This is a genomic window from Mariniphaga anaerophila, from assembly GCF_900129025.1.
GTDB lineage: Bacteria > Bacteroidota > Bacteroidia > Bacteroidales > Prolixibacteraceae > Mariniphaga > Mariniphaga anaerophila.
This window is the reverse complement of record NZ_FQUM01000007.1, coordinates 196823-220955: the sequence shown is the minus strand read 5'-3', so window position 1 is coordinate 220955 and position 24133 is coordinate 196823. Positions and strand designations below refer to the sequence as shown.

17 protein-coding genes are annotated in these 24133 nt (G+C 43.7%); 6 read left to right on the top strand and 11 right to left on the bottom strand.

Features of this window, described 5'->3' with window-relative positions; translation table 11 throughout:
- Window positions 1-17: 17 nt before the first annotated feature.
- Window positions 18-1763 carry a dipeptidase gene (locus BUB08_RS15390; protein WP_073002778.1) on the top strand — a complete coding sequence of 582 codons (1746 nt, stop codon included), beginning with the start codon at window positions 18-20 and terminating at the stop codon, window positions 1761-1763.
- Window positions 1764-1793: 30 nt separating this feature from the next.
- Window positions 1794-3356, top strand: a complete 1563-nt coding sequence (locus BUB08_RS15385; protein ID WP_083570802.1) for an AbgT family transporter — start codon at window positions 1794-1796, stop codon at window positions 3354-3356.
- A 165-nt stretch (window positions 3357-3521) separates the two neighbouring features.
- Here the strand turns inward: BUB08_RS15385 and BUB08_RS15380 are convergent, their stop codons facing one another.
- The 4 genes from BUB08_RS15380 to BUB08_RS15365 all read right to left on the bottom strand — a co-directional run bounded on the left by BUB08_RS15380 (window position 3522) and on the right by BUB08_RS15365 (window position 9242).
- A complete protein-coding gene (locus BUB08_RS15380; protein ID WP_073002777.1) occupies window positions 3522-4724 on the bottom strand; it encodes a uracil-xanthine permease family protein in 1203 nt (400 codons plus the stop codon).
- 167 nt (window positions 4725-4891) lie between these two features.
- Window positions 4892-5689, bottom strand: a complete 798-nt coding sequence (locus BUB08_RS15375) for a 3-keto-disaccharide hydrolase (RefSeq protein ID WP_073002776.1) — start codon at window positions 5687-5689, stop codon at window positions 4892-4894.
- An 81-nt stretch (window positions 5690-5770) separates the two neighbouring features.
- Window positions 5771-6025 carry a DNA-binding protein gene (locus tag BUB08_RS15370; protein ID WP_073002775.1) on the bottom strand — a complete coding sequence of 85 codons (255 nt, stop codon included), beginning with the start codon at window positions 6023-6025 and terminating at the stop codon, window positions 5771-5773.
- Between the two features lie 244 nt (window positions 6026-6269).
- On the bottom strand, window positions 6270-9242 hold the full coding sequence (locus BUB08_RS15365) for a serine hydrolase domain-containing protein (protein ID WP_073002837.1): 2973 nt from the start codon (window positions 9240-9242) through the stop codon (window positions 6270-6272).
- A 74-nt stretch (window positions 9243-9316) separates the two neighbouring features.
- On the opposite strand from BUB08_RS15365, the gene mnmA reads away from it, so the two are divergent.
- From mnmA to nadD, 4 genes are read left to right on the top strand one after another with little or no spacing between them, the layout of a single operon-like run.
- Window positions 9317-10495: a tRNA 2-thiouridine(34) synthase MnmA gene (gene mnmA / locus BUB08_RS15360; protein WP_073002774.1), complete on the top strand. Its 1179-nt coding sequence runs from the start codon at window positions 9317-9319 to the stop codon at window positions 10493-10495.
- Between the two features lie 30 nt (window positions 10496-10525).
- Window positions 10526-11401 carry a YicC/YloC family endoribonuclease gene (locus tag BUB08_RS15355; protein WP_073002773.1) on the top strand — a complete coding sequence of 292 codons (876 nt, stop codon included), beginning with the start codon at window positions 10526-10528 and terminating at the stop codon, window positions 11399-11401.
- A 1-nt stretch (window position 11402) separates the two neighbouring features.
- A complete protein-coding gene (gene gmk / locus BUB08_RS15350) occupies window positions 11403-11975 on the top strand; it encodes a guanylate kinase (RefSeq protein WP_073002772.1) in 573 nt (190 codons plus the stop codon).
- Between the two features lie 46 nt (window positions 11976-12021).
- On the top strand, window positions 12022-12630 hold the full coding sequence (gene nadD, locus BUB08_RS15345) for a nicotinate (nicotinamide) nucleotide adenylyltransferase (RefSeq protein ID WP_073002771.1): 609 nt from the start codon (window positions 12022-12024) through the stop codon (window positions 12628-12630).
- On the opposite strand, the gene BUB08_RS15340 is transcribed toward nadD, so the two are convergent.
- The 7 genes from BUB08_RS15340 to ccsB form a co-directional block, all read right to left on the bottom strand.
- Window positions 12627-13067, bottom strand: coding sequence for a hypothetical protein (locus BUB08_RS15340; protein ID WP_073002770.1), 441 nt, complete (start codon window positions 13065-13067; stop codon window positions 12627-12629). The genes nadD and BUB08_RS15340 overlap by 4 nt on opposite strands.
- Before the next feature lie 106 nt (window positions 13068-13173).
- Window positions 13174-13830 carry an NAD(P)H-binding protein gene (locus BUB08_RS15335; protein ID WP_073002769.1) on the bottom strand — a complete coding sequence of 219 codons (657 nt, stop codon included), beginning with the start codon at window positions 13828-13830 and terminating at the stop codon, window positions 13174-13176.
- Window positions 13827-17081 carry a ligand-binding sensor domain-containing protein gene (locus BUB08_RS15330; protein WP_073002768.1) on the bottom strand — a complete coding sequence of 1085 codons (3255 nt, stop codon included), beginning with the start codon at window positions 17079-17081 and terminating at the stop codon, window positions 13827-13829. Before BUB08_RS15330 ends, BUB08_RS15335 begins: the two co-directional genes overlap by 4 nt.
- Window positions 17082-17412: 331 nt before the next feature.
- Window positions 17413-18384 carry a family 43 glycosylhydrolase gene (locus BUB08_RS15325; RefSeq protein ID WP_073002767.1) on the bottom strand — a complete coding sequence of 324 codons (972 nt, stop codon included), beginning with the start codon at window positions 18382-18384 and terminating at the stop codon, window positions 17413-17415.
- Complete coding sequence (locus BUB08_RS15320) at window positions 18381-19274, bottom strand: alpha/beta hydrolase (RefSeq protein ID WP_083570800.1); 894 nt, start codon at window positions 19272-19274, stop codon at window positions 18381-18383. The genes BUB08_RS15325 and BUB08_RS15320 overlap by 4 nt, the downstream gene beginning before the upstream one ends.
- A 157-nt stretch (window positions 19275-19431) precedes the next feature.
- Window positions 19432-20466 carry an AI-2E family transporter gene (locus BUB08_RS15315; RefSeq protein ID WP_073002766.1) on the bottom strand — a complete coding sequence of 345 codons (1035 nt, stop codon included), beginning with the start codon at window positions 20464-20466 and terminating at the stop codon, window positions 19432-19434.
- A 222-nt stretch (window positions 20467-20688) separates the two neighbouring features.
- Complete coding sequence (gene ccsB, locus BUB08_RS15310; protein ID WP_073002835.1) at window positions 20689-23757, bottom strand: c-type cytochrome biogenesis protein CcsB; 3069 nt, start codon at window positions 23755-23757, stop codon at window positions 20689-20691.
- Window positions 23758-24133: the final 376 nt, after the last annotated feature.

The window sequence follows — 24133 nt, the reverse complement described above, 5'->3', positions numbered from 1 at the left end:
TGCAAAAACAATATTTTATGAAAACATACACTCACATCAGTCTCTTACTGATTATTCTTTTGGGAGTATACAGCTCACCAATAAATGCCTGCACCAATTTTTTGGTAACAAGAGGAGCATCGGCCGACGGCTCCACCATGATTTCTTACGCCGCCGATTCGCACATCAGGTATGGCGAACTGTATTTCAGCCCGGCAACACATTGGCCCGAAGGCAGCATGGTTACCATATACGACCGCAGTACGGCAGAGCCACTCGGACAAATTCCACAGGTTCCCTACACCTACCAAACCGTTGGTTTTATGAATGAACACCAACTGGCAATTGGCGAAACAACCTTTGGAGGACGTAACGAACTTGTTGACACCACCGGCCTCATGGATTACGCGGCGCTGATGTTTCTTGCAACCCAGCGCGCAAAAACTGCCCGGGAAGCAATCAAGGTCATTGCAGAGTTAATTGCTGAATACGGATACGCAAGTTCAGGCGAGTCTTTTTCAATTGGCGACCCCAACGAAGTGTGGATTATGGAACTGGTTGGCAAAGGAACCGACTTGAAAAACGACAGAAAAACCGGAGAACAATTTAACGCACGCAAAGGCGCTGTTTGGGTCGCTGTTCGCATCCCCGACGGGTACGTTTCAGCACATGCCAACCATGCGCGCATTACACAATTTCCAAAAGAAGACGGCAATAAAAGCATCAGCAGTAAAAACCTGGACAAAATATTCAGTCCCGGCATAGAAGTGGTTTATGCCCACGACGTAGTTTCCTTTGCGCGGGAGCAAAACTATTTTAACGGGAAGGATACCGATTTCAGTTTTAGCGATGTTTACGCCCCCCTGGATTTCGGCGCTGCGCGTTTCTGCGAACTTCGTGTTTGGAGCATGTTCAATCACATTTCAGGCGGAATGGAAGATTACTGGGAGTACGCAACCGGAGAGAACCTGGACTCCGGGCGGATGCCTTTATTCATAAAACCAAATCGAAAACTGACTCCGCAAGACTTAATGACTTTTAAGCGCGATCATCTGCAAGGCACTGACCTGGATATGGCAAAAGATGCCGGCGCCGGACCGTTTGGATTACCCTACCGTTGGCGCGGACTTACCTGGGAACACAACGGGGAAGAATATTTTAACGAACGAACTACAGCCACCCAACAAACCGGGTTTTCGTTTATTGCACAAATGCGCAACTGGCTGCCCGACCCCATCGGAGGAATCAACTGGTTTGGAGTAGACGATGCCGGTATCACAGTTTATGTTCCTTTTTACTGCGGAATTAACCGGGTACCGTACACCTGGGCCGAAGGATACGGAGACATTCTCGACTACAAAGAAGATGCGGCTTTCTGGGTTTTTAACCGGGTAGCTCATTTCGCCTATTTATTTTACAACCGCGTGATGCCCGACGTTAGAAAAGTACAAAATGAGTTAGAAACCAAATTTGCACAATATGTACCGGGAGTTGATGCCGCAGCGCTTAAGCTTTGGGAAACGGACAAAAACCTGGCCCGCGAATTTCTGACAGATTATTCGTGCAATATGGGTGAGACTACCCTCAAACGCTGGAAAGAACTGGGTGATTTCCTGCTGGTAAAATATTTGGACGGCAACCGAAAACAGGAAGAGAACGGTCGCTTTCTGCGCAATTCCTGGGGATACCCACAACCGCCATCCTTTCCGGGATATTCCGACCAATGGAAAGAAGATGTGATTAAAAATACCGGCGACCGGTTTGTTTACCCGAAATCAGAATAAAAACAAAAGAGCATTACGAGGAACAGGATTATGAAAAAAAATAACGCAAACCATTCCCCGGAGAATAATAAAAAAAACAAACGATCGTCCTTCCTGCGTATGCTCGATTACGTGGAAGTTGTTGGAAACAAGCTTCCGCACCCAGCAACTCTGTTTGCCGGGCTGGCGTTGCTGGTTGTGCTCATTTCGTGGCTGGCACACATAGCAGGCACCACTGCCCAGCATCCCGTGGATGGCCACTCTATTTATGCCAAAAGCCTTGTAAGTGGCGAAGGATTACGATGGATGTATGAAAACATTCTGCATAACTTCCTGAAATTTCCTCCGCTGGGATATGTTTTGGTAGTGATGATTGGTATTGGTGCGGCCGAAGGTTCCGGGCTGTTTAACACCATGATACGGGCGCTGGTACTGGGCGCGCCAAAACGGATGATTACTGCCGCCATCGTTTTGGCAGGTGTAATTTCAGGGCTCGCAGTGGAGGCAGGTTACGTCATTTTGATTCCGCTGGGAGCAATGATTTTTCATGCTTTGGGCAGACACCCAATGGCGGGATTAGCCGCAGCTTTTACAGGCGTTAGCGGAGGATTCGGCGCTAACTTTTTCATTGGATCCATTGACCCGATTTTAGCGGGAATTTCCGAGTCTGCCGCACAGATGATAATTCCCGACATTGTGGTAAACCCGGCAGTAAACTACTATTTTATGATAGCCTCCAGTTTTGTGGTACTAATTACCGGAACGTGGGTTACCGAAAAAATAGTTGAACCACGGCTCGGCCCATACAATGGCACTGCTGAGCGGATGCCCATTGAGCAGCTCACCCGCAAAGAGAAAAAAGGGTTACGCAATGCCGGATGGGCACTGTTGGTTACTCTGATTTTACTGGCGCTTTCTGTTATTCCAGAAAACGGGCTGCTTCGCGATCCGGAATCAGGATCTGTTTTACACTCGCCGTTTTTTCGTGCTATCATCATCGGCATTTTGCTCATGTTCTTTTTTCCGGCACTGGCCTATGGCATTACAGTTGGCACAGTCAGAAACGACAAAGACGTGGCTCATCACATTGGAAAATCCATGAGCACCATGGGCGGGTACATTGTTTTGGTATTTTTTGCTGCCCAGTTTGTGTACTTTTTCAACTACAGTAACCTGGGAATTATTTTCGCGATAAAAGGAGCAAACACGTTGCAAAGTGTTGGACTAACAGGCATTCCGCTAATTGTGGGATTTGTTATCCTTTCGGCTTTCATCAATATGTTTATGGGAAGCGCTTCTGCCAAATGGGCCATTATGGCGCCGGTTTTTATTCCGATGCTTATGCTTATCGACCCGCCATATCACCCGGGATTAACGCAGGCCGCCTTTCGTATTGGGGACTCACTAACCAACTTAATAACGCCCATGATGAGCTATTTTGCACTGATTGTAACCTTTGCGGAGAAATACGACAAACGCTACGGAATAGGAACCATTATTTCCACCATGCTTCCATATACGTTAATTATGGGAGTGGTGTGGATTGCCCTGCTGGTAGTGTGGATGCTGCTGGGAATTCCTTTGGGCCCAGACGGACCTCTTTTCATCAAATAGTTCTACCTGCCTTAAAAAAACATCAAAACTCAAATATAAATTTTGAACAGACTGAACACCTCTAAAAATATTCCGGCCATAACAGAATTAGGTGCTCTGTCATGGCCGGAATACATTGCAGACAGCATTAAGTAGCTCTCTACAACGGTCAGATTTCTTTATAAATTACTCTCCCTTTTTTGTTTGAGGTAGCAGTAGATTCAGCAGAATTCCTACCAATGCAGCAAGTCCGATTCCGGCAAGAGAGAAAGTTCCATATTCGATAATGGCTCCACCTATACCAACGGTAAGTACAACCGATACAATTACCTGATTACGGGTTTCTCCCATATTAATTTTAGAATCGACCAGCGAACGGATACCAATTGATGCAATCATTCCGAACAACAGCAACATAATACCACCCAGCACCGCTTGCGGAATGGTTTTCAGGAAACCGCTGATTTTTCCGACGAAAGCAAAAACAATGGCCGTAATTGCTGCAATGCGCAACACAAACGGATTGGTAATTTTTGTGAGTGTAATGGCACCTGTTACTTCAGAATAAGTAGTGTTTGGCACCCCGCCAAAAAAACCTGCTACGGCGGTGGCAATTCCATCACCCAGCAACGTGCGGTTCAGCCCCGGTTTTTCGATGAAGTTTTTATCGCACACGCCGCCAATCGCGTACATATCACCAACGTGTTCAATAATAGGAGCAATGGCAACCGGAATCATATATAAAATTGCCTGCCAGTTAAATTGAGGTGCAGTAAATTCGGGCAGTGTCAACCACGATGCTTCTGCAATGGCCGAGTAATCTACTTTTCCCCAGATTACCGCAACCAGGTAACCAACAATAATTGCAATAAAAATCGGAATTAATTTGGCCATCCCTTTTCCGAAAATAACCACAGTAATTGCTGTTGCCAATGCAATTACTGCAAGCGGCCAGTCTGTTTTTGCCATATCAACGGCAGCCGAAGCGAGCGACAACCCGATAATCATAATAACAGGTCCGACAACAACCGCAGGAAATAGTCTTTCAACAAAGGTAATACCGCGGGCTTTGACCAACACGGAAACAATGCCGTATACAACGCCAACCGCAATAATTCCGGAAAGAGTTCCTGCCCAGCCGTAAAGTTTGGTGGCTTCAATAATCGGGGCAATAAAAGCGAAGCTACTTCCGAGGAACACAGGCACCTGCCCCCGGGTAATCAGATGAAATATAAGAGTGCCGACACCGGCAGTAAACAATGCCACCGAAGGATCGATTCCGACTAAAAGAGGGACTAAAACGGTGGCTCCAAAAGCGACAAAAAGAAACTGAACGCCCAGCACTGTGTTCTTCACTGTTAGCTGGTTACGAAAGGTTTTTTGATTCATGCGAAAAAGAATAAATTGATTTGTGCAAAAAAACGGTTTTCCTGCTACTTATTCAAAAAAAACGATAACAAAAAACCCACAATCAAAAAAACCGGTTCTTTTTCAAAATAAAAAACCCGCTTTTAAAACGAAGCGGGCTGTGTTATAGAATCTGAAATATCTTTCTGTTATTGCATTATCTCTGCCGGAATTTCTTCAATGGGTTTTACCTGGATGGTTTTTATAAACATCTCACCACCTTCTGATTGTATTTGTATTTTCCCTCCGGAGAGTGGCAGAATAGTTCCATTTTCATCAACACCGGTATTGTTATTTACCATAACTGTTTGCCCGTTTACCACATGAACTGCAGTTCGTCCCACGCAATACAAATCAACCGTATTCCATTCGCCAACCGGTTTTTCAAAATCCGATGCTTTTTTAATCCCCTGCCCGTTAAACTCTTTTCCAAATTTTTCTACATTTCCGTCTTTGGCATATTGAAATCCGCCTTCCACTTCTTTCACCGCAGTTTCGCAATACGTATTATTCATCAGGTACGTGTCGCCCAAACGTTCGTGCATCAACTGGCACTCAATATTAACCATCCACGTTCCCAGCGCTTCTCCAAAATCGCCAAAACTGTGGTACAGCAAACCACTGTTTCTATTGGTGTAAACCTCGGTTCCCCATTTAAAGACCAACTGCAGGTGATAGTTGGCAAACGTGTCGCGGGTTGCCAGCGAGCCATTTACCTCTCCGGAAATCCGAATCAGTTTTTCTCCGTTTTCTTCCACTACAGAAAAAACTTTATCGGTAGTTGCCGCTTCAGCCAGATTGTCGAAACCTTTGAGCGGAGTACCTATAAATGTATCCCAGTTATCAAGGTTTTCGCCATTAAATAAAGGCTGCCAGGGCTTTTCGGTTTGACAGGAACAGAGAGCCACAAGAACGATTGCGATGAAGAACAGGAAATGCTTTTTCATTTTGATTTAATTTTTGATTTAAAAAAAACTGCCCCATAAATATAGGACAGTTTTTAATATTTTTATAAAAATTCCTTAAAATCAAACTGTTTCTGCGTGAATGAGTTCTCTCGCTCTTTCTAAAATTTTTGTGTCATCCAACAGCACAATGCCGCCGTTTGGCCCTGGTTCCATGTGGATTCCCACCGCTTTACCACTTGTATAATTCGCCCCACCAAAATAATTCCTGACGGTTTCCTCTGTGAGGTCGAATTCCTGTGCAATCTTTTTGATGGAACCGTCAGGCAAAGCGTCTTTAATTTTGCGCAACTCGTTAAATGTTATTCTATTCTCCATAATGCTTAAATTTTATTTTGTTATTTATTAATTAATACGTCTGAACCTGTAAATTTATAATTAATAATTAAAAAAAGAATGCAATTCCATTACGTTATTCCGGGAAAACCTTTTTATTATTGCATACGCTTTTAACTTGAGAAAAGTTATCCCCTGCAAGTTATTGAATAATAGAGTTAAATAACTCTATTTGTTTTATTTAGGAAAACAAAACCGATTCTGCAATTAACTTTTTTTAACCCATTTAGCGCGGAAAATGCGCCAAACAGTCATAAATCGACTGGTGCATAGCCGTTCTGATGTTCAAATTGAAAAGCTGAAGATTGTCGCGGGTGGGATGAACCCTGTTCGACAAGAAAATGAACAATGTTCCATTATCCGGGTCGGCCCATGCCATGGTTCCGGTGTATCCGGTGTGCCCAAAACTATTTTTACTGGCATCTACTGCCGGATAAGCATCTTTTAGTTTGTTCCGGTGATTATTAACCAGAGGTTTGTCAAATCCCAGCGCCCTCCGGTTGTTGCTGTCGGGGAACTGCCTGCGAATAAACTCATTCATGGTTTTTTCGGAAATGAACCTTTTTCCGCCAAAATATCCTTTCTGAAGGTACATCTGAAATATTTTGGCTAAATCGTTGGCAGTGCCAAAAAGCCCGGCGTTGCCGGAAACGCCTCCCAGCATAGCAGCACCTTCGTCGTGTACAAACCCACGCAGCTTCTCATTTCTAAAAAAATCATCCGTTTCTGTCGGAATAATATTGTCCAGCGGAAAATGGAGGTACGGTTTGTAAGTGGTGGAATAGGCTCCCAAAGGCCCGTGAATATTCTGTTTGATGAACTCTTCGTAAGGTACGTTGGTAAGATTGGCAATAATGTCGGGGTACAAATGAAAACCAAGGTCGGAATAAACATATTTTTTTACCGGTAACGATTTGGCGTTTTTTATGGTATCTAATATGGCCTGCTTAAAATTATTATTCAGATATAAATGTTCTGAAACCCGCACGCTAAAACCGGCTGACGGATGATCGGAAAAAACCTCGCGGCTGAGTTTCCCTTCTTCATCAAGCCCCATTCTCCAAAACGGAATCCACGCAGGCAACCGAGCCTGGTGAGTCAGAAAATCCCTCACCGGAAGCTTTCCCCGCTCCGTCCCGTTAAATGCAGGCCAGTAATTACTAAATGGTGCATCGAGATCAATTTTTTTTTCATCAACCAGTTTCATAAGAGCAGGCAACGGCCCGGTTACTTTTGTTAACGAAGCCCAGTCGTATAAATTTCCTGGCAATACTTTCTGTTCTTGTTTATAAGTATGAAAGCCGTAGCATTTATGAAAAACCACATTCCCGTCTTTGGCGATTAACACCTGGCACCCCGGATACGCACTGTTTTCAATTCCCAGAATAGCCAGCGAATCAATTCGGGAGGCGAGCATTTTCGAGTCCATCCCCACTTCTTCGGGAATGGAATACGCAAATGTTTTGTTGCCCGTCACAGACAATCCGACACCGCACGGAAACCTTTTATCCACCGTTACCGGAAGTTTTCCCGAAGCATCAAACGCACCAAAGACAAGCTGCGCTGCCAGTTCCTGCGTTAACTGGTTATTCTGATAGGCAACAATCAACCCTTTTGCGTGATGAACATTCTCAAAATGTTTCAAGGCATAAGCATTCCCGAAAAACACTGTTATCACGTTGTTATCCCTGATAAAATCGGCCAGCGCATTTCGCTGCATCTCAGAAGTACCGTATTTCCCGGACGGGTACAGATTAATCCCCTGAACGCCTGCAATAACCAAATTATAATTATCGAGCCTTTTCCTCAAATCAGCCATTTCGCGCGCCGTTGCATTTTTACTCAGAAAAAAGTGATCAACATCGGCGTATTTGTCCAGCATATTCTCAAATGCAGCTAATTTTTGTGAGCCTAGCGTTACCGAAGCAATCTTTAGATTCACCAAATCTTCAACAGGCAACACATTCTGATTTACCAGCACAGTAAGCGCACTTTTAATCAGTTTCCGGTTGGTTACTTCAAAATAGGGAGAGTTTAGCCGGGCGGTAAGGTTCTTTGTATTTGCCGGTTCGTAAATATGAAGGCCGACCCATCGCTTGGCAGCCAGCACGCGCCGGCATTTGTTTTCTATCTCTTCCAGAGTAATTTCGCCACTGCTCAGCGCCTGTTTCACAGAGGCAATCGCTTTCCCGATGTCTGGCACAAATTCTACCATATCGTTTCCGGCTTTCAACGCTTCCAGCTCAGCATTTCCCCGGTCGGTTCGCACCCCTTTCATATTAATTGCATCAGTAATTACAAGCCCTTTAAAACCAATTTCTTTTCGCAGATAGCCATCAATTATTTTAGTTGAAAGCGAAGAAGGTGTTCCCGAATTATCTAGCGCGGGTACATTCAGATGGGCCGACATGATTCCGGCAATCCCGGATTCCGTTAAAAACCGAAACGGAAAACTCTCCACCAAATCGATGCGCTCTTTTGAATGATTAATTAAGGGCAACTCATGGTGCGAATCGGTCTCCGAATCGCCATGCCCGGGAAAATGTTTAGCAACCGGAATAACGCCTCCATCCTGCATTCCTTCTGCCACCCACCATGCTTTTTGTGAGACATTAACTTTATCTTCGCCAAACGAACGAAAGTTAATCACCGGGTTTTGCGGATTGGTACTCACATCGGCAACCGGCGCAAAATTCATCTGAATTCCCATCATTTTCATTTGCTGGGCAAAATCGCGCCCCATCTGATAAATAAACGTAGAATCTTTTATGGCACCAAGAGCCTGTGCATACGGATATTTAATGGTACTGTCCATCCGCATTGAAATTCCCCATTCGCCGTCAATGGCCACAAACAGCGGAACCGTTGATTTTTCCTGAAACTCGTTGATCCACCGCGCAGTTTTCACAGGAGTTCCCTGCATCACCAAAATGCCACCAGGCCTAAATTTTTCAATCACGCTTATCATACTGTTTTTTGCGGACTCACTTTGCCGCGGATAAACAGTAACCATCATAAGTTGCGCAATTTTCTCTTCAAGCGTCATCTGACCGATTTTCTCATTTACCCACTGGTCGTTAGTCAACATCAAAAACTGAGGCCCGGGTTGTGCTGGAGGAACTTCGGCAAACAGGCAGTAAACTGAGACAAAAAAGAATAATAAAACGGAAACTATTTTGAATTGAGAACTGATCTTCACTTCTTCTTTATTTTTTATTGTTCGAAATTGTAAAAGTATCAAAAAAAACAAATTACTTCCTACTTTTGTAGACTATGAGCAGGGTTGTTATCGGACTTTCAGGTGGAGTTGATTCCAGTGTTGCCGCTTATCTTTTAAAGCAGCAAGGGCACGATTTGGTCGCACTTTTCATGGTGAACTGGCACGAGCGGGTTGGCACAGTAACCAGTGCCTGTACCTGGGAAGAGGATGCGCTGATTGCCAAAATGGTGGCCAAAAAGCTGGATATTCCTTTTCATATTGTTGATTTGAGCAAAGATTACAAACGGCGGGTTGTGGATTATATGTTTGCTGAATACCAGGCGGGACGCACTCCGAACCCGGACGTGCTTTGTAACCGCGAAATCAAATTCGATACATTTTTAAACGAAGCATTAAAATTTAATGCCGAATTTGTGGCTACCGGACATTACTGCCGGAAGGACACAACCGAAAAAAACGGACAGACGATTTACAAACTGCTGGCAGGAACTGATCACAATAAAGACCAGAGTTATTTTTTGTGCCAGCTCAACCAGGAACAACTCTCAAAAGCACTTTTTCCAATCGGCCATTTAAACAAACCCGAGGTTCGCGAAATTGCCAGGGAACAACATCTTCCCTCTGCAGAACGTAAAGATTCGCAAGGAATCTGTTTTGTAGGGAAAGTGGATTTACCCACGTTTCTCCAGCAAAAACTGCAACCCAAAACCGGCAATGTAATTGAAATTCCGGCATCGTTTATTGCCAGAAAAAAGGAGCTGGAAATTACGGAAGAAAACTATCGCAAAATATGTTTCCACTTCCCCTATAAACCGTGGAACGGCAAAATAATCGGGGAACATCAGGGCGCTCATTTTTACACCATCGGGCAGCGAAAAGGCCTGAATATTGGCGGGCACAAAGAACCATTGTTTGTAATTGGAACCGATGTGCACCGCAACATTGTGTATGTGGGCGAAGGACAGGAACATCCGGGGCTTTTCCGCCCGGGACTTTTCGTTGAAGCAGAAAATGTGCATTGGATACGTCCAGACATGAAAATGCTGCCGGGAGAAAAAAAGGATTTCCTCATTCGCATCCGCTACCGGCAACCACTGGAAAAAGGTATACTCCACGTAAAAGAGGACGGAATTTACATTCTGTTTGAAGACGAGCAACGCGGAATTACTTCGGGACAGTTTGCGGCCTGGTACCTGGATGACGAGCTTATCGGATCGGGTGTTATTGCATAAAAAGCGTAAATTCGTAAAAATTTAAAACAGATGATAAAATCGATGACTGGCTTTGGTAAAGCCGAATTTGAAACGAACAATAAAAAATTTGTTCTCGAGTTAAAAACACTCAACAGCAAACAGGTAGACATCAATGCCCGTATTCCCGCGATTTACCGCGAAAAGGAAATCGAAATCAGGAAAGAACTCGCCGATAAACTGGTACGTGGGAAAATCGACCTTGTTATTTACGTGGAAAATCACGGCGAAGAATCCAACAGTAAAATCAACGAAGCTGTTTTGAAAAGCTATTACGAACAGCTGCAAAGAATTAACGGCGATTTAGGACTGCCTGCCGACAACACCATAATACAAGCCATTTTGCGCCTGCCCGACGCAGTGAAAACCGAGTACGAAACCCTCGATGAAGAAGAGTGGAAAGTAATTATGGAACACCTGCGCAAAGCGATGGAAGACATCGATGATTTCAGAATTACCGAAGGCAAAGCACTGGAAGCAGATATTACTGCAAACACAAAAAGCATCAGAGACCTGCTCCACCAGATTACGCCATTTGAAAAACAGCGCATTGAAACCGTAAAAAGCCGCCTGTCGGAAAATCTGAATAAACTTAACCTGAACGGAAATGTGGACGAAAACAGGTTTGAGCAGGAATTGGTGTTTTACCTCGACAAAATGGACATGAATGAAGAAAAAGTGCGGTTGGAAAACCACTGCAACTATTTTCTGAAAACACTGGACAATGCCGAATCCAGCGGTAAAAAACTAAATTTCATTTCGCAGGAAATGGGTCGCGAAATAAATACGCTCGGTTCCAAAGCCTACGAAAGCAATATTCAGCACACGGTTGTTCAAATGAAAGATCACCTGGAACGAATAAAAGAACAACTGCTGAACGTACTTTAATATGAAAGGAAAGCTTATCATATTTTCAGCGCCTTCGGGAGCCGGAAAAACGACCATTGTAAAACATTTGCTGCAACAAGGTTTCGGGCTGGAATTTTCGGTTTCGGCCACCAGCCGCCAACCCCGCCCCAATGAAGTAAATGCTAAAGATTATTATTTCCTTTCGGAAACCGAATTCCGAGACAAAATTGAAGCGGGCGATTTTCTGGAATGGGAAGAAGTGTACAGCGGCATTTTTTACGGCACCCTGAAAAGCGAAGTAGAACGCATTCGCAACATCGGTAAACATGTTGTTTTTGACGTGGATGTGGTAGGCGGGCTGAACATAAAAAAGTATTACGGCGACGATGCCCTGGCGGTTTTCGTGCAGCCTCCGTCGGTTGACGAATTAAAAAAACGCCTTCAGAACCGGTCCACCGAGTCAGAGGAAAAAATTCTTACACGTGTTGCCAAAGCCGAGAAAGAGCTGGAGTTTGCTCCGCGGTTTGATGTAATCATAATAAACGAAGATTTGCCAAAAGCTTTTACAGAGGCAGAAAAAATCATTTCCGGGTTTCTCTCGCAACAAACCTAAATAGCTGCTGAGTTGGTTGAACAAACGATAAAATGAATTTACGCTGATGAAACAACCACCGTCCAAAACTTTTCCCGCAAAAAAAATCGGTTTGTATTTCGGGTCGTTTAACCCGATTCATATCGGACATCTCGCCATTGCCAATTACATGGTGGAGTACGCCGGGATAGATGAGTTTTGGTTTGTGGTATCGCCGCAAAACCCGTTTAAGCAGAAAGCAAACCTGCTGAACGATTACGACCGGCTGGAAATGGTACAACTGGCCGTTGAAGGAGACGAACGGCTTCAGGTTTCAGACATCGAATTTTTTCTGCCCAAACCAAGTTACACCGTTGACACGCTTGCATATCTGAAGGATCGCAATCCCAACAAAAATTTTCAGATTTTAATGGGCTCCGACAACCTGGAAAATTTCCATAAATGGAAAAATTACGAAACCATTGTGGAAAACTACGGGGCAATTGTTTACCCACGGCCGGGTTTCGACAAAACAAAAGTTAAGCAGCACAAAAATATTACAATTGCAGAACACGCCCCGCAAATGGAAATTTCGTCATCGTTCATCCGAAACTCAATCAAAGAAGGAAAAGACCTGCGTCATTTCCTCCCTCCCAGAGTTTGGGAGCACATCGAAAAAAAAGGATTTTACCGTTAAAACAAAGCGCGGCTCCAGGGAATTCCGGCCAAAACAAGAATAAGCGACAACCCGTACCAGATTGTTGCTGCGCGGTATTTTTTATGCGAAACAGAAGTTTTCTTCGTTTTCGATTTGCCGATGTGCACAAAAGCCAATGCCACAACCATCAGCAGAATGTGTTCCACTGCATAAAAACGTAAATCTGAATTTCCCATGGCAGCGCCAAAATCGGCAAAAGCAGCTTTTGTTACCGGACTAACAAATGCGTACAATATCAGTCCAACCAAAAACTGAATATCCATAAAAATGGTCAACACCAATCCGGCAATACTGTCTCTTTTTTTCCACTCATTCCGTCCAAACCAGCCCGTTAATGCGAAAAGCACCGCCAATACCAGGGGAATTAAAACCAACCAGCGAAACATGTTGTGCGTATGAAGCAATCCTGAGTACATAATTTTCTATTTGAAGTTTTAAATGAAACGTTTAAAGGGCATTTTGGTTGTTGAAATAAGAACGAAACAAGTTCAGAAACCCGCAAAACACAGAGGCACAGCAGCATCAAATTTTGTCCGCCAGTTCAAAAACCTCATCGGCTTCCCAAATTGTTTTATCCGCATCAGGTTTCAACACGACATTTATCATTGCGCGGGCCACTGTTTTATCTTCGATAGGGCGGTATTTTCGAAAAACAAAACGGGTGACAAAACGGGCAACCGGAACAAAAAATTCCTCGGCACGTCGTTTTCGCTCTCTGTCGCCCGCAAGATACGACGGGCGCAAAACCGCCAGATTTTCAAAACCAAGGCCGGAAACAGCATCATCGAGTTCACCTTTTATGCGGGTATAAAAAATTGCGGACTTTGCGTTGGCGCCTGTTGACGACACCAAAACGTAGTTTTTAATTCCATTGCGTTTCGCCCTTTTTGCAAAACTGAAGTTAAACGAGAAATCAACCTCGTACTGCTTTTCTTTGCTGCCAGCCTGTTTTATGGTAGTTCCCAACGCCGAAAACAACACATCGCCTTTTAACAGTTCGCCCCAGCTGTTTTCATCGCCAAACGAAACAATGTGCTGTTCCAGTTTCGGATGCCGCAAGCCGGTGTCCCGACGTACAAAAATCCGGATGCCGCTGAAAGACTCATTTCCAAGAAGAAACTCAACCAACTGTTTGCCGACCAGTCCGGTTGCGCCAATTACATTTGCCGTAAGATTCATCGATCTGATTCTTTATTTACCGGTAACGAAAAATGAAAAACCGTTCCGGCAGGGCTATTGGGTTCAGCCCAAATTTTTCCTCCATTTCTTTCTACAAACTCTTTGCAGATCACCAGCCCCAGCCCCGTTCCAATTTCGCCGAGGGTTCCTTTTCCATTGGATTTTCCCAGGCTGAAAATCTGCTCCATATTCTCTTCTTTAATACCAATTCCGGTATCTGCAACACTCACAATTACAGTGCTGCCCTCTGTTTTGGCAAGAAGATTTACTTCGCCACCCGACGGGGTAAATTTTAGGGCATTGCTCAAAATATTCCGAATAACTGTGTTTACCATCTCCCGGTCAAATGAAGCTTCCAGCGCATCAGGAAAATGCCCCGAAAGTGTAATATTTTTATGAGCAGCAATCTGTTTTTTCAAATTAACATTTTTTTGCAGCACTTTTGACAAGTCTTGTTTTTCGATGCGACACTTCATCTCCTTCATTTGAGAACGTGCCCACAACAGAAGATTCTCCAGAAGCTCAAAAGTATCGTTTGCCGACGCTTTTGCCGCCACAAGCAGTTCCGTATGCTTTTCACACGGAATGCCGGAATCCGGGTCGGTCAATAAATCCAGAATGCCGAGCAAGCCTGAAAAAGGACTTCTTAAGTCGTGTGATATAATCGAAAGCAGCTTGCTTTTGGTCTGATTGGCAATTTCCAGTTGGTTATTTTTCACGGTAAGTTCTTTTGTCCGCTCATCTATTATTCGCTCCAGTTCCCGTTGCCGTGCAATCAAAACCCTGGAACGGATTTTCAAAACCGCCAGAAACACACCGGCAACAATCAGCAAAAGCGGAACATAAAAAAGCCACGACAACCAAAAAGGCCTTTTAATAACAATCTGGAGGACTCCATTTGGGCCATCCCATTGTTTGTCGTTCTGTTGAATTTCAAGCGTAAAAAAATAGGTGCCGGGCAAAAGATGGGTGAAAGAGACCATTTGCTCGTTCTGTAAATAAACCCAGTCATCGTTCAATCCTTCGAGTTTGTATCTAAAATTTTTCGTTCCCGGATTTGATAAATCAAGGCCGGAGAAACGAATAAAAAGTGTTTTGTGTCCGTATTTTAAAACCAGCTTTTCACCGTCTCCTATTTCCGATACGCCTTGTGGAAAAACGGGAGTTCCGTCAGCTAAAATCTCGGAAATAAACACCTGGGCTGCCGGCTTTTTATACGAATATGTTTTCCACGGATCGAAATAATCTATTCCTTCGTTCCCCGCAAAAAACACGATTCCGTCGCCGCTGGTTGCTGCTGCTCTTGCAAAATAGTTGGATGACAAAAGTCCGTCTGAACGGCTGAAATATTTCGTTTCAATTGTCATCGCAGTTTCATCTTCATTCCAGGCATACTCCACACGAAAAATTCCGGAATTGGTACTTAGCCAGAGCTCGCCCGGGTTTACTGACTGTATTGAGGAAATGCTCAGAAAAGAAAAATCGTGGTCTGTAAAAACAGGAATAAAACTGTTTTTGGCGGGAGAATAGGCATTCAGCCCTTTATCTGTTCCGGCCCAGACAACACCGGCACTGTCGCAAAAAACCGTCTTTACCGTGTTGCTGTTGAGTGTTTCCTGATTATTGACATCATTAAAAAAGCAGGAAAATTCTTCTGTCTCTGGATTAAATTTAGAAACACCATGCGCCGAAGCAATCCAAAGATTACCTTCAATATCGAAACAAAAATTATATGTGTAATTATTTGACAGAGAAGAAAAAGGACGCTCCTCGTCGTGTTTATAAATTTTCAGGGATTGTGTTGTCGGGTGATATTTGCCCAACCCTATTCCATGAAAACTAACCCAGATATTTCCTTCTGCATCTTCAGCAATTCCCCTTACATCTGCCGTTTCAACCAGCCTGCTAACAGAGTCGGGTTTAATTTTTGCGGGTAAAAAAGCATTTGCCCGCGGCATTAAAACATTCAATCCCGACATCCAGCCGCCTGCCCAGGTTCGTTTTTCGGAGTCTTCAAAAATAGCCATCACAGAACCGGGTGTAACTCCTGCTTTTTTTTGAGGTAACCGAAATTTTTCTTTGCCTTTGGGAGCATAACTATGTTTCTCAATCAACCCGGATTCATAACCCAGCCACATATTCCCTTCGTGTTCAAAATAAATTGACGTCACCTCTTTCTGAGCCAATTCATAAGCCTCGTCTCCCGAAACCAACAGGTGAGAAAAAGGCACATTCATCAAACCAAAGTCAATGCCCCGAATTCCCAACGACAGCCAAAGATTTTCGTTCTTATCTACATACACAAAATTAATGGTGGTGCGGTTCAGACTCAACGGGTTATTGGGCACGTTGGTGTATCTCGTCACATTTTCAGAAAGAACATTATAACGGAATAATCCGTTGTTGGTCGCGAGCCAGAAAACCGAATCATTCATTTGCTGAAAATGATGAATGGCGCGGACTGATTGATTAACCGGCTCGTCGTAAACTTTCCGTTTGGTGGCATCCATTCTGAAAAATCCTTTGGAGAGCGTTCCTACGTATAAAAAACCAGAACTAAAATGAAGTTCTGAAATGTTGGTTTGCGAAAAATCAAATCCGTCAGTCTTACTAAAATCATCCACTTGGTTGGTTGCCGGATCAAAAAGATAGAGCCCGAAAGGAAATGTAAACAGCCAGATTTTCCCGTCGGGTTGGCACGTAACCTGGCGAATATAGTCTGTTGGCAACTTTTTGAAGGCAGCATTTATCGACGACTCAGCATCAGTAAACCATACTGTTTTTTTTATGGCGGGACTGAATTTTACCAGACCTTCGTCAGAAGCAATCCAGAGGTTCCCTCCTTTATCTTCAGAAAAATCCAGAATTCTGGACTCGCCCAGGCTTCCCGCGGCTTTTACAAATTGGTTCTTGCCAATATCAAACTGAAAGAGGCCATTGTTTGTCCCCACCCAAAGAGTTCCACGGGAGTCGGTAAATAAAGCGTTGATTCGGACAAACGCCGCTGAAGAATCGTCTGAATAAGTATTTTGATAAGTAATAAACCGATTACCATCGAACCGAAAGACGCTGTTTTCGCCGGCAAGCCAGATGAACCCGGTTGAGTCCTGACTAATGGCAACTATCCTGGACTCGGGCAATCCGTTTTCTATTCCGTAATGATAAAAAGCGACGGATGGATATACCGCCACTACACTAAAAACCAACGTCAGGCTAAGCAGAAAAATCAGTAACCGTTTAGAAACTTTCATTGAGTTTACAAATAGTGGCTAAATTTAAAAAAAATAACACGAGTAGCTGCACCACAAACTCAGAAGTTATTAATAGCCAATCATAAATTGAAAAGCGAACAGAGAATTTCTCGGACTGAAATTCGTTTCGCGCCGGCAAATCATTCAAAAAAAGCTTTGCTTTTCATCCGGGGCACACATCTCCCCCAACACAGCCCCCCAGCATTTTTAACGGCGCAATATTAAAATAAAATCGGGTTCGAAAAATTTTTCAAACCCGACTAACAACATCTTCAATTTTTATTGATTGTGAAACAAATCTTCTTAGCAGATTAATTTGCAATTTCAGCAATCAGTCTTCTTTCAGATACGGACCGTTTTCATTCCAAAGAACTTCCACATTGGAAATCAACCAGGTTTTCCCATTGTCGTTATTTCCCTGGAAAAACAAATAAGTCCGCCCGTCAGAATCGGCAAATATGTGCGGATGCCCCGATTCACTAGAGTTCCACTCTCCCGGCTTTCCGTTTGCCAGAAAAGGTTCTTCAGAAAGCTTCTTCCAATGAACTCCGTCGCTGCTTTTGGCAATTCCAACCTGCTGAGGTTCGTTATTGTACGCCCCCGCATAAAACATAAAAAGCTCGTTGCCCCGCTGAATTACCGATGCGCCTTCCACGCATTTCTTCTCCCAGTCGTATTCCGGAACCAAAATTGGATAATCTGCCAGTTGCTCCCAATCATCGCGATTAAAATCGGTAGTCAGAGGAGCTGCGGCAACACCCTGAATCTGAACTTCAAAATTGGGATCGCGGGTGGCGAAATAGAGCAGATACCGGTTTTCAAACTTAATAACTTCGGCATCAATTGCCCGCCCACAATTCCAGTCGCCGGTGGGATGAAATATCGGGTTGGTTTTATTTCGCTGAAACGAAATTCCGTTGGTTGAAAATGCGTGACAAATAGCGTCGTTTCTACCATTTCCGTAAGTTTGGTAAAAAAGATGGACCTTCCCGTCGACAACCAATGCACAGGGAGCGCAAAGCCCCTTGCTCTCGTAACTGCCCTCTGGGTTAATTTCGCCAATTTTCTCCCAGTGAATAAGATCTGTACTCTCGGCAATGCCAATATTCCACCCTTTTATGGGATTCGTTTTATCTTCAAACGGAGGAATAGAAAAATACATCAGGTAACGGCCTTCAAATTTTACCACATGCGGATCTTTAGAATAAGGTACTCCTTTTCGGGAAGTGTCACCAAACATCATCCGCTCCTGCGCAAAAACAAAAAGCGGGGAAAACAAAAGAACAAAAAGTAAGTGTTTCATTTGGAGAGTGTTTTTATTTCGTTTAATAGAATTTCCAATGCGGGCGAAGCCATTCTTCCATGGTTGAAGCTATCCATTTCGTAAAGCTTAGTTTGTTTGTGACCGGCAACCTTCATCATCCGCCACATGTAGGCATTTTCTTCGTAGCGGCCAAGCATCTCCAGTTCGCGGTCGCCTGTAATCAAAATAAGTGGCGGCGCGTCGGGCCGAACATGATAAAGTGGTGCAAACTCGTCAACAACGGGCTGACTGCCTTCAATTCCGTTTTCTTTACGGATGGTAAAATGAGTAATGGTGTGCCCGCTGAAAGGAACCAGCATGGCAATTTTGTTGGCATCAATTCCGAATTCTGCAAGCCATTTTTTATCCAGCCCCACCATACTGGTAAGGTAACCGCCTGCCGAATGCCCCGACACAGCAATTTTGGCGGCATCTCCACCATACTTTTCAATGTTATTGAAAGTCCACGCTACTGCCGCAGCGGCATCTTCAATGTAAACCGGGTTCTTTACTTTCGGGCTCAGCCGGTAATTAACCGCAACAACAGCAATTCCCTGTTCTTTTAACTTTTCGGGAATGAATTTATTTCCACCGGTAATTCCACCTCCGTGAAACCAAACTACCGTAGTAAAATCCTTTTTGCCTGCCGGATAATATACATCCAACCGGCAGCGTTCTGCCACATAATCATCCTTCTCTGCCTCTTGTGCAGTGCGGTACAAAATGTTTTCTTCCAGAAGATATTCTTCATCGGTTTTGTTCGTTACGCCGTTTTGCGCCGCAACATAAAAACCAATCAGAAGAAGCGGAAGAATCACAAAAAATCTCAATCTCAACCTGTTTTTTTGTGGAAGCAAAACAGGTTCAAAAAACCTTGTACTATTTTTCATTCGTCTAAAATTGTTTATTCTAAAAATGATTTACGGAACTCAAACCAGCAACAATACATCTTTTTTTTCAACTACTTACCGTGCTCGTTTCGCTTATTCAACATTCATGTTTTTTATGACACCGGATAAAACGAACACAATAACGCATAACAACATGCTACTGATCTCCAATCTTTCCCTGCCTGCTAAGCAAGATAGCGATTGGCTTTGTTCCTTCAAACTCAGACATGATTATAATTAAAATAACAGTAATTGGGACGCTGAGTAACATTCCGACAACGCCCCACAAAAACCCCCACATTGTAAGTGTAAGCAGTACTACCAAAGGGCTAATATTTAATGAATTGCCCATAAGTCGCGGTTCAATAATATTCCCCACAACAAGCTGAATGGCGCCAACAATTACCAAAACCAAAATGGCCGGAGTAAACTCTCCAAATTGCAGAAGTGCAAAAATTGTGGGGAAAATTGTCGCAATAAGCGACCCGATTGTCGGGATAAAATTGAGTACGAAAATTAAAAATGCCCAAAAAGCCGGTGCGTCCACACCAACAAAAAGCAAAACAAAGTAGCTGAGAAAACCCGTGAGTAAGCTCACCAATGTTTTCAGGGCGATGTAATTACTAACCGATTTGTCAATTTTTCTGACAAGCGTTTTCATTTTTTCATGTTTTGCCGAATCAGGATACATGGCTTTCAGCTTGTTCGGAAAGGTTGATTCCTCAACCAGAAGAAAAATCAGGTAAATCAAAACCATCGAAGCATTTCCAAAAAGGCTTGTTAACGTTGAAAATATTTTTGAAAGTATTTCTCCGAAGTTCAAGTCCTTTGAAAAATCGCTCAGCATTCCGGAAAGATCAATATCGAATTCACTTTTTGCCAACTGGGTTACTTTATTTACATTTTCCTCATAAACCGGGAGAGTTTTTGTCAGGTGCCCGATATTTACTGAAATCATTTCCACGGTAAAGAATAAAAAACTCAGCATAATAACCGAAGAGATAGCGGTTAACAGCCACTTCGGCCAGGCCTTAACAAAACGAATTTTTGACAGTACTTTTTTCACTACCCTAATCATAAACCAAAAAAGAACCGATAATATGAAAGGAATAATAATTCCCTGGGCATAAATCAGCACAATTACAAGGGCGGTGATCACCAGAAAAATGTAGATTTTTTTTGTTGAATCCATTCACTTATTGTTTGTAACAAATTTAAACTTTAAGTTCAAAATACAACACCAAACGGCCAATTTATACACCAGAACATCAAACACGACCATCGGTTTTGTTATTCCGAAAATACGATACAGCAATGCGCCAAGACTTTACATCTTACTACAAAAGCAAATATCACAGAATGAAATTTACCCCGGCACAGACTGCCGATTCAGAGCCATTCTCTACAAAAACGTTCAGGAATTGCGTTCCTCTTTTTGCTTTTCGTACTTCAGATCTTTCAGGTAGGCCCAAATCATTAAACCAGCTAAAAGGAGCAGACTAACCGGAACAGCCGGATTCATGCCACCTGCCACGCCTTTTCCGTACGAATGCAACCCGGCCAGGTAATAATTTACGCCAAAGTACGTCATCAACACCGAGGCAAATCCGAAAACCGAAGCGATGTTATAATTATAGATACCTTTTAACGACGGGATAAGCCGCATGTGTGCAATAAACGAATAAATCATAACGGTTATAAGCGCCCAGGTTTCTTTCGGATCCCAGCCCCAATAACGTCCCCAGCTCTCGTTGGCCCAAACACCTCCCAGAAAAGTGCCGATAGTCAGAAAATAAAGTCCCACAGTAATGGACATTTCATTAATGGTAGTCAGTTGTTCGATAAACTGGTTCACTTTTCCTTCGTTGGAAGTGCGGCGAATTACAATTAGCACAAGCACCAGAATCCCGAGAAAAGCGCTCAGCCCGAAAAACCCGTAACTGGCCGTAATAATGGAAACATGTATTGTTAACCAGTACGATTTCAGCACCGGCACCAGCGGAGTAATTTCAGGATTCATCCAACTGAGGTGTGCCACAAACAGCGAAATACCAGTCAGAAAAGCGGCGGTTCCCACAACCAGCGGATATTTGCGGCCGAATAAAACACCGGCCAACATTGCTGCCCAGGCCACATAGATCACGCTTTCGTAACCGTTGCTCCAGGGTGCCCGCCCCGAGATATACCACCGTAAAATAATTCCGGCAGTATGCACCACAAAAAGAAATAAAATGGCGAAAAAGAAGGTCTTCTTCAGTGCAACTGGCAATGGTTTCAGCCTGAAAATATTAGCAATAAGCACAACCAGCAGAAAAAATCCGAACAGTAAATAGAAGGGAAAAATCCGCTCGAACGGATTCACCTTGTTGTACAGAATTTCCGCACTCTTTTTGGCTTGCCCCGGAAGTAAATCGCCACCATATTTCAGTTGGAAATTGCTCACTGCACTCAGCACATCCAGGGCCTCGGTGCTATTTCCGTTCTGAATGGACTGAACCAGCAGATTGACTCCGCTTTTTATGAAAATTGAATCTCCCCCCGAATATTCCAATGCATTTTCTCCCGGCGAGTACCACGAGTCTTCAATCCTTTCCCTGGGAAAAATATTGAACAATGTTCCTCTGAATACCATAAAACAAATACTCACCCGCTCGTCAAGGTAAATGTACTCTTTCTCAAGCTGATTACGCATTGCCGCAGGTTTACTGAAAGCAGCGCGCACCTGCTCTGCAATCCTGTAATTTCCCTGGGCGTCGAACATCTGCTGAACGGCAATAGTTTTGCCCGAAATGCCCAGCTCTGCCGACAGCGCTTTGTCGCCTACCCGTACAAACGGCAGGGTCTGCCAAATTTCAGGATAAGCCATCATGCTCAAAACCACTTCATCCGCCGATTTTCCGTAAAGCGACGACTTGCGGCTCAATTTCCGCACGATTTCGCTGTTTAACGTACTCAGCGGCTCAATGCGGCCGTCGGCGCCCTGCACCCAAAGTTTACTAAAAGCGTCAGACAGCTGCGGATCAATTGGAGGGATATTGGTACCACCACCAATTTGAGCTGAAGCACTAAACGCAAAACCGGTTGACAATACAACCACCGCAATTGTTTTGGCAGAAGTTTGTTTAAGTCGCTGGGCAAGAAACCGGAAATAAGAATTCTTATTTAACAAAGACAGCGCAAAACCCAGCCCCAGCAATATATAACTGATGTAGGAAATCCAGGTTCCCCACAAATCGTAGTTCACAGAAAGCACAGTTCCCAGCTCGTCCTGATCGTACGAAGACTGAAAAAACTTATATCCTTTGTACAACAGAGTATTATTCATAAAAATACGCACGTCCCGTTTAACTCCTTCGGCGTCGTCTATCAACACCACTTCGGATGCATACGATGACGGCGACTCGGAACCGGGATAACGCTCCAACTGAAAATCTTTCAGAAAAAGCCGGAAAGGCAGATGGATGATTTTTGCCCCGTAGGCAAGCTTCAGAACAGTGTTACTCAACGGAACTTCAACGGTATCGGCTCTCATTCCCGAATGCCCGAAAACCGGAATAGTTTGTTTTCTAACTCCATCGGACACCTCCACCAGAACAGCCTGTTCATTGGTTTCCTGCGCGCTTCTCACTGCGGTAAAAGTGGCGCTGGGAAGAAAGTCACGTACCAACAACCGGAAATTATTCACACCATACAAAAACATCTTCTTTACATCGATGGTATCTCCGGGCGCAAAAGTAACCGTTTCCTGAGTTGCCATGGTTGTTTCTTCCACCGGATAATCAGCAATCATTTTCAGTTCTCCATCCCGCATGAAAAAACGTATGGGCGTTTCTCTCCGGGCTTCAAATCCGGCGACCAGACCGGGATATTCCAATACATCTCCACGCCGAAATGTAAAAGACTGCATGCCCTGGCGGTCAGGAGCCGCAAACACTAAATCAATAACGGATTCACCCGATTCGGAAGGAATAGCTTTTCTTTCGGAATGAGAAAAGTAACCTATTGTTTTCACCTCAACTTTTTGCCCGCCAACATCAAACTTCGCCGAAAACTGGCGGGGAGTTATCTCCGAAAAACGCACTGTCTTTTCTTTATTCTGATTGCCAACACCGGCAAAAAAAGTAGCATCAGAAGAAAGAATGGTGTTAGAACTGTCGTTTTCCCGAATGTGCATCGACCCCTCGTAACTCAACCAACGTGTAATGGCAGCACCAAGCAACATCACCAAAAAAGCGACATGAAACAGCCCGATAGTAAACCGCCTCTTCGTCAGCAACCGATATTTAAACAGATTGTTAAACAAGTTGAGGGCAAATAACGCCCACAACGCTTCAAACCAACCAGTGTTATAAATAAGCGAGCGGGCAGCCGGCGTGCCGTAGCTGCTCTCCACAAATGTGGCAATTGCCATGGAAAAAGCAAGGGCTAAAAATAAAAATGCCATAAACGGCAAGGAGGTTAAAAACGAGTATACTTTTTTCATTTCTATTTTTCTTTTACGGCGTTGAAAATAGCTGATTTTGCCCATATAACAAAAGAAGCAAACAAAAAAGAGAGGAAAAAGTATTTTATCACAACAACTGTTTAAACGTCTCAAATATACCAGTTGAAAACAAAAACAGGAGCAAATAATTTTCTACTCCACAATCCACTTTTTTATCGCCTTCAAGCCTGATTTCATTCAGCAACATTCAACACAATTGTTGTTTAAAGGTTCGTATTCGTCTTAAAATGAAAAATAAAAAACAATTTTGCTACCGATTTCCGGCGTTATTAACACCACAGGTTTCAAAATTAATTTAATTCAGGCATTGATTTTTTCTATGAATGTTTTAAATTCGGCACAATTAAATCAAACG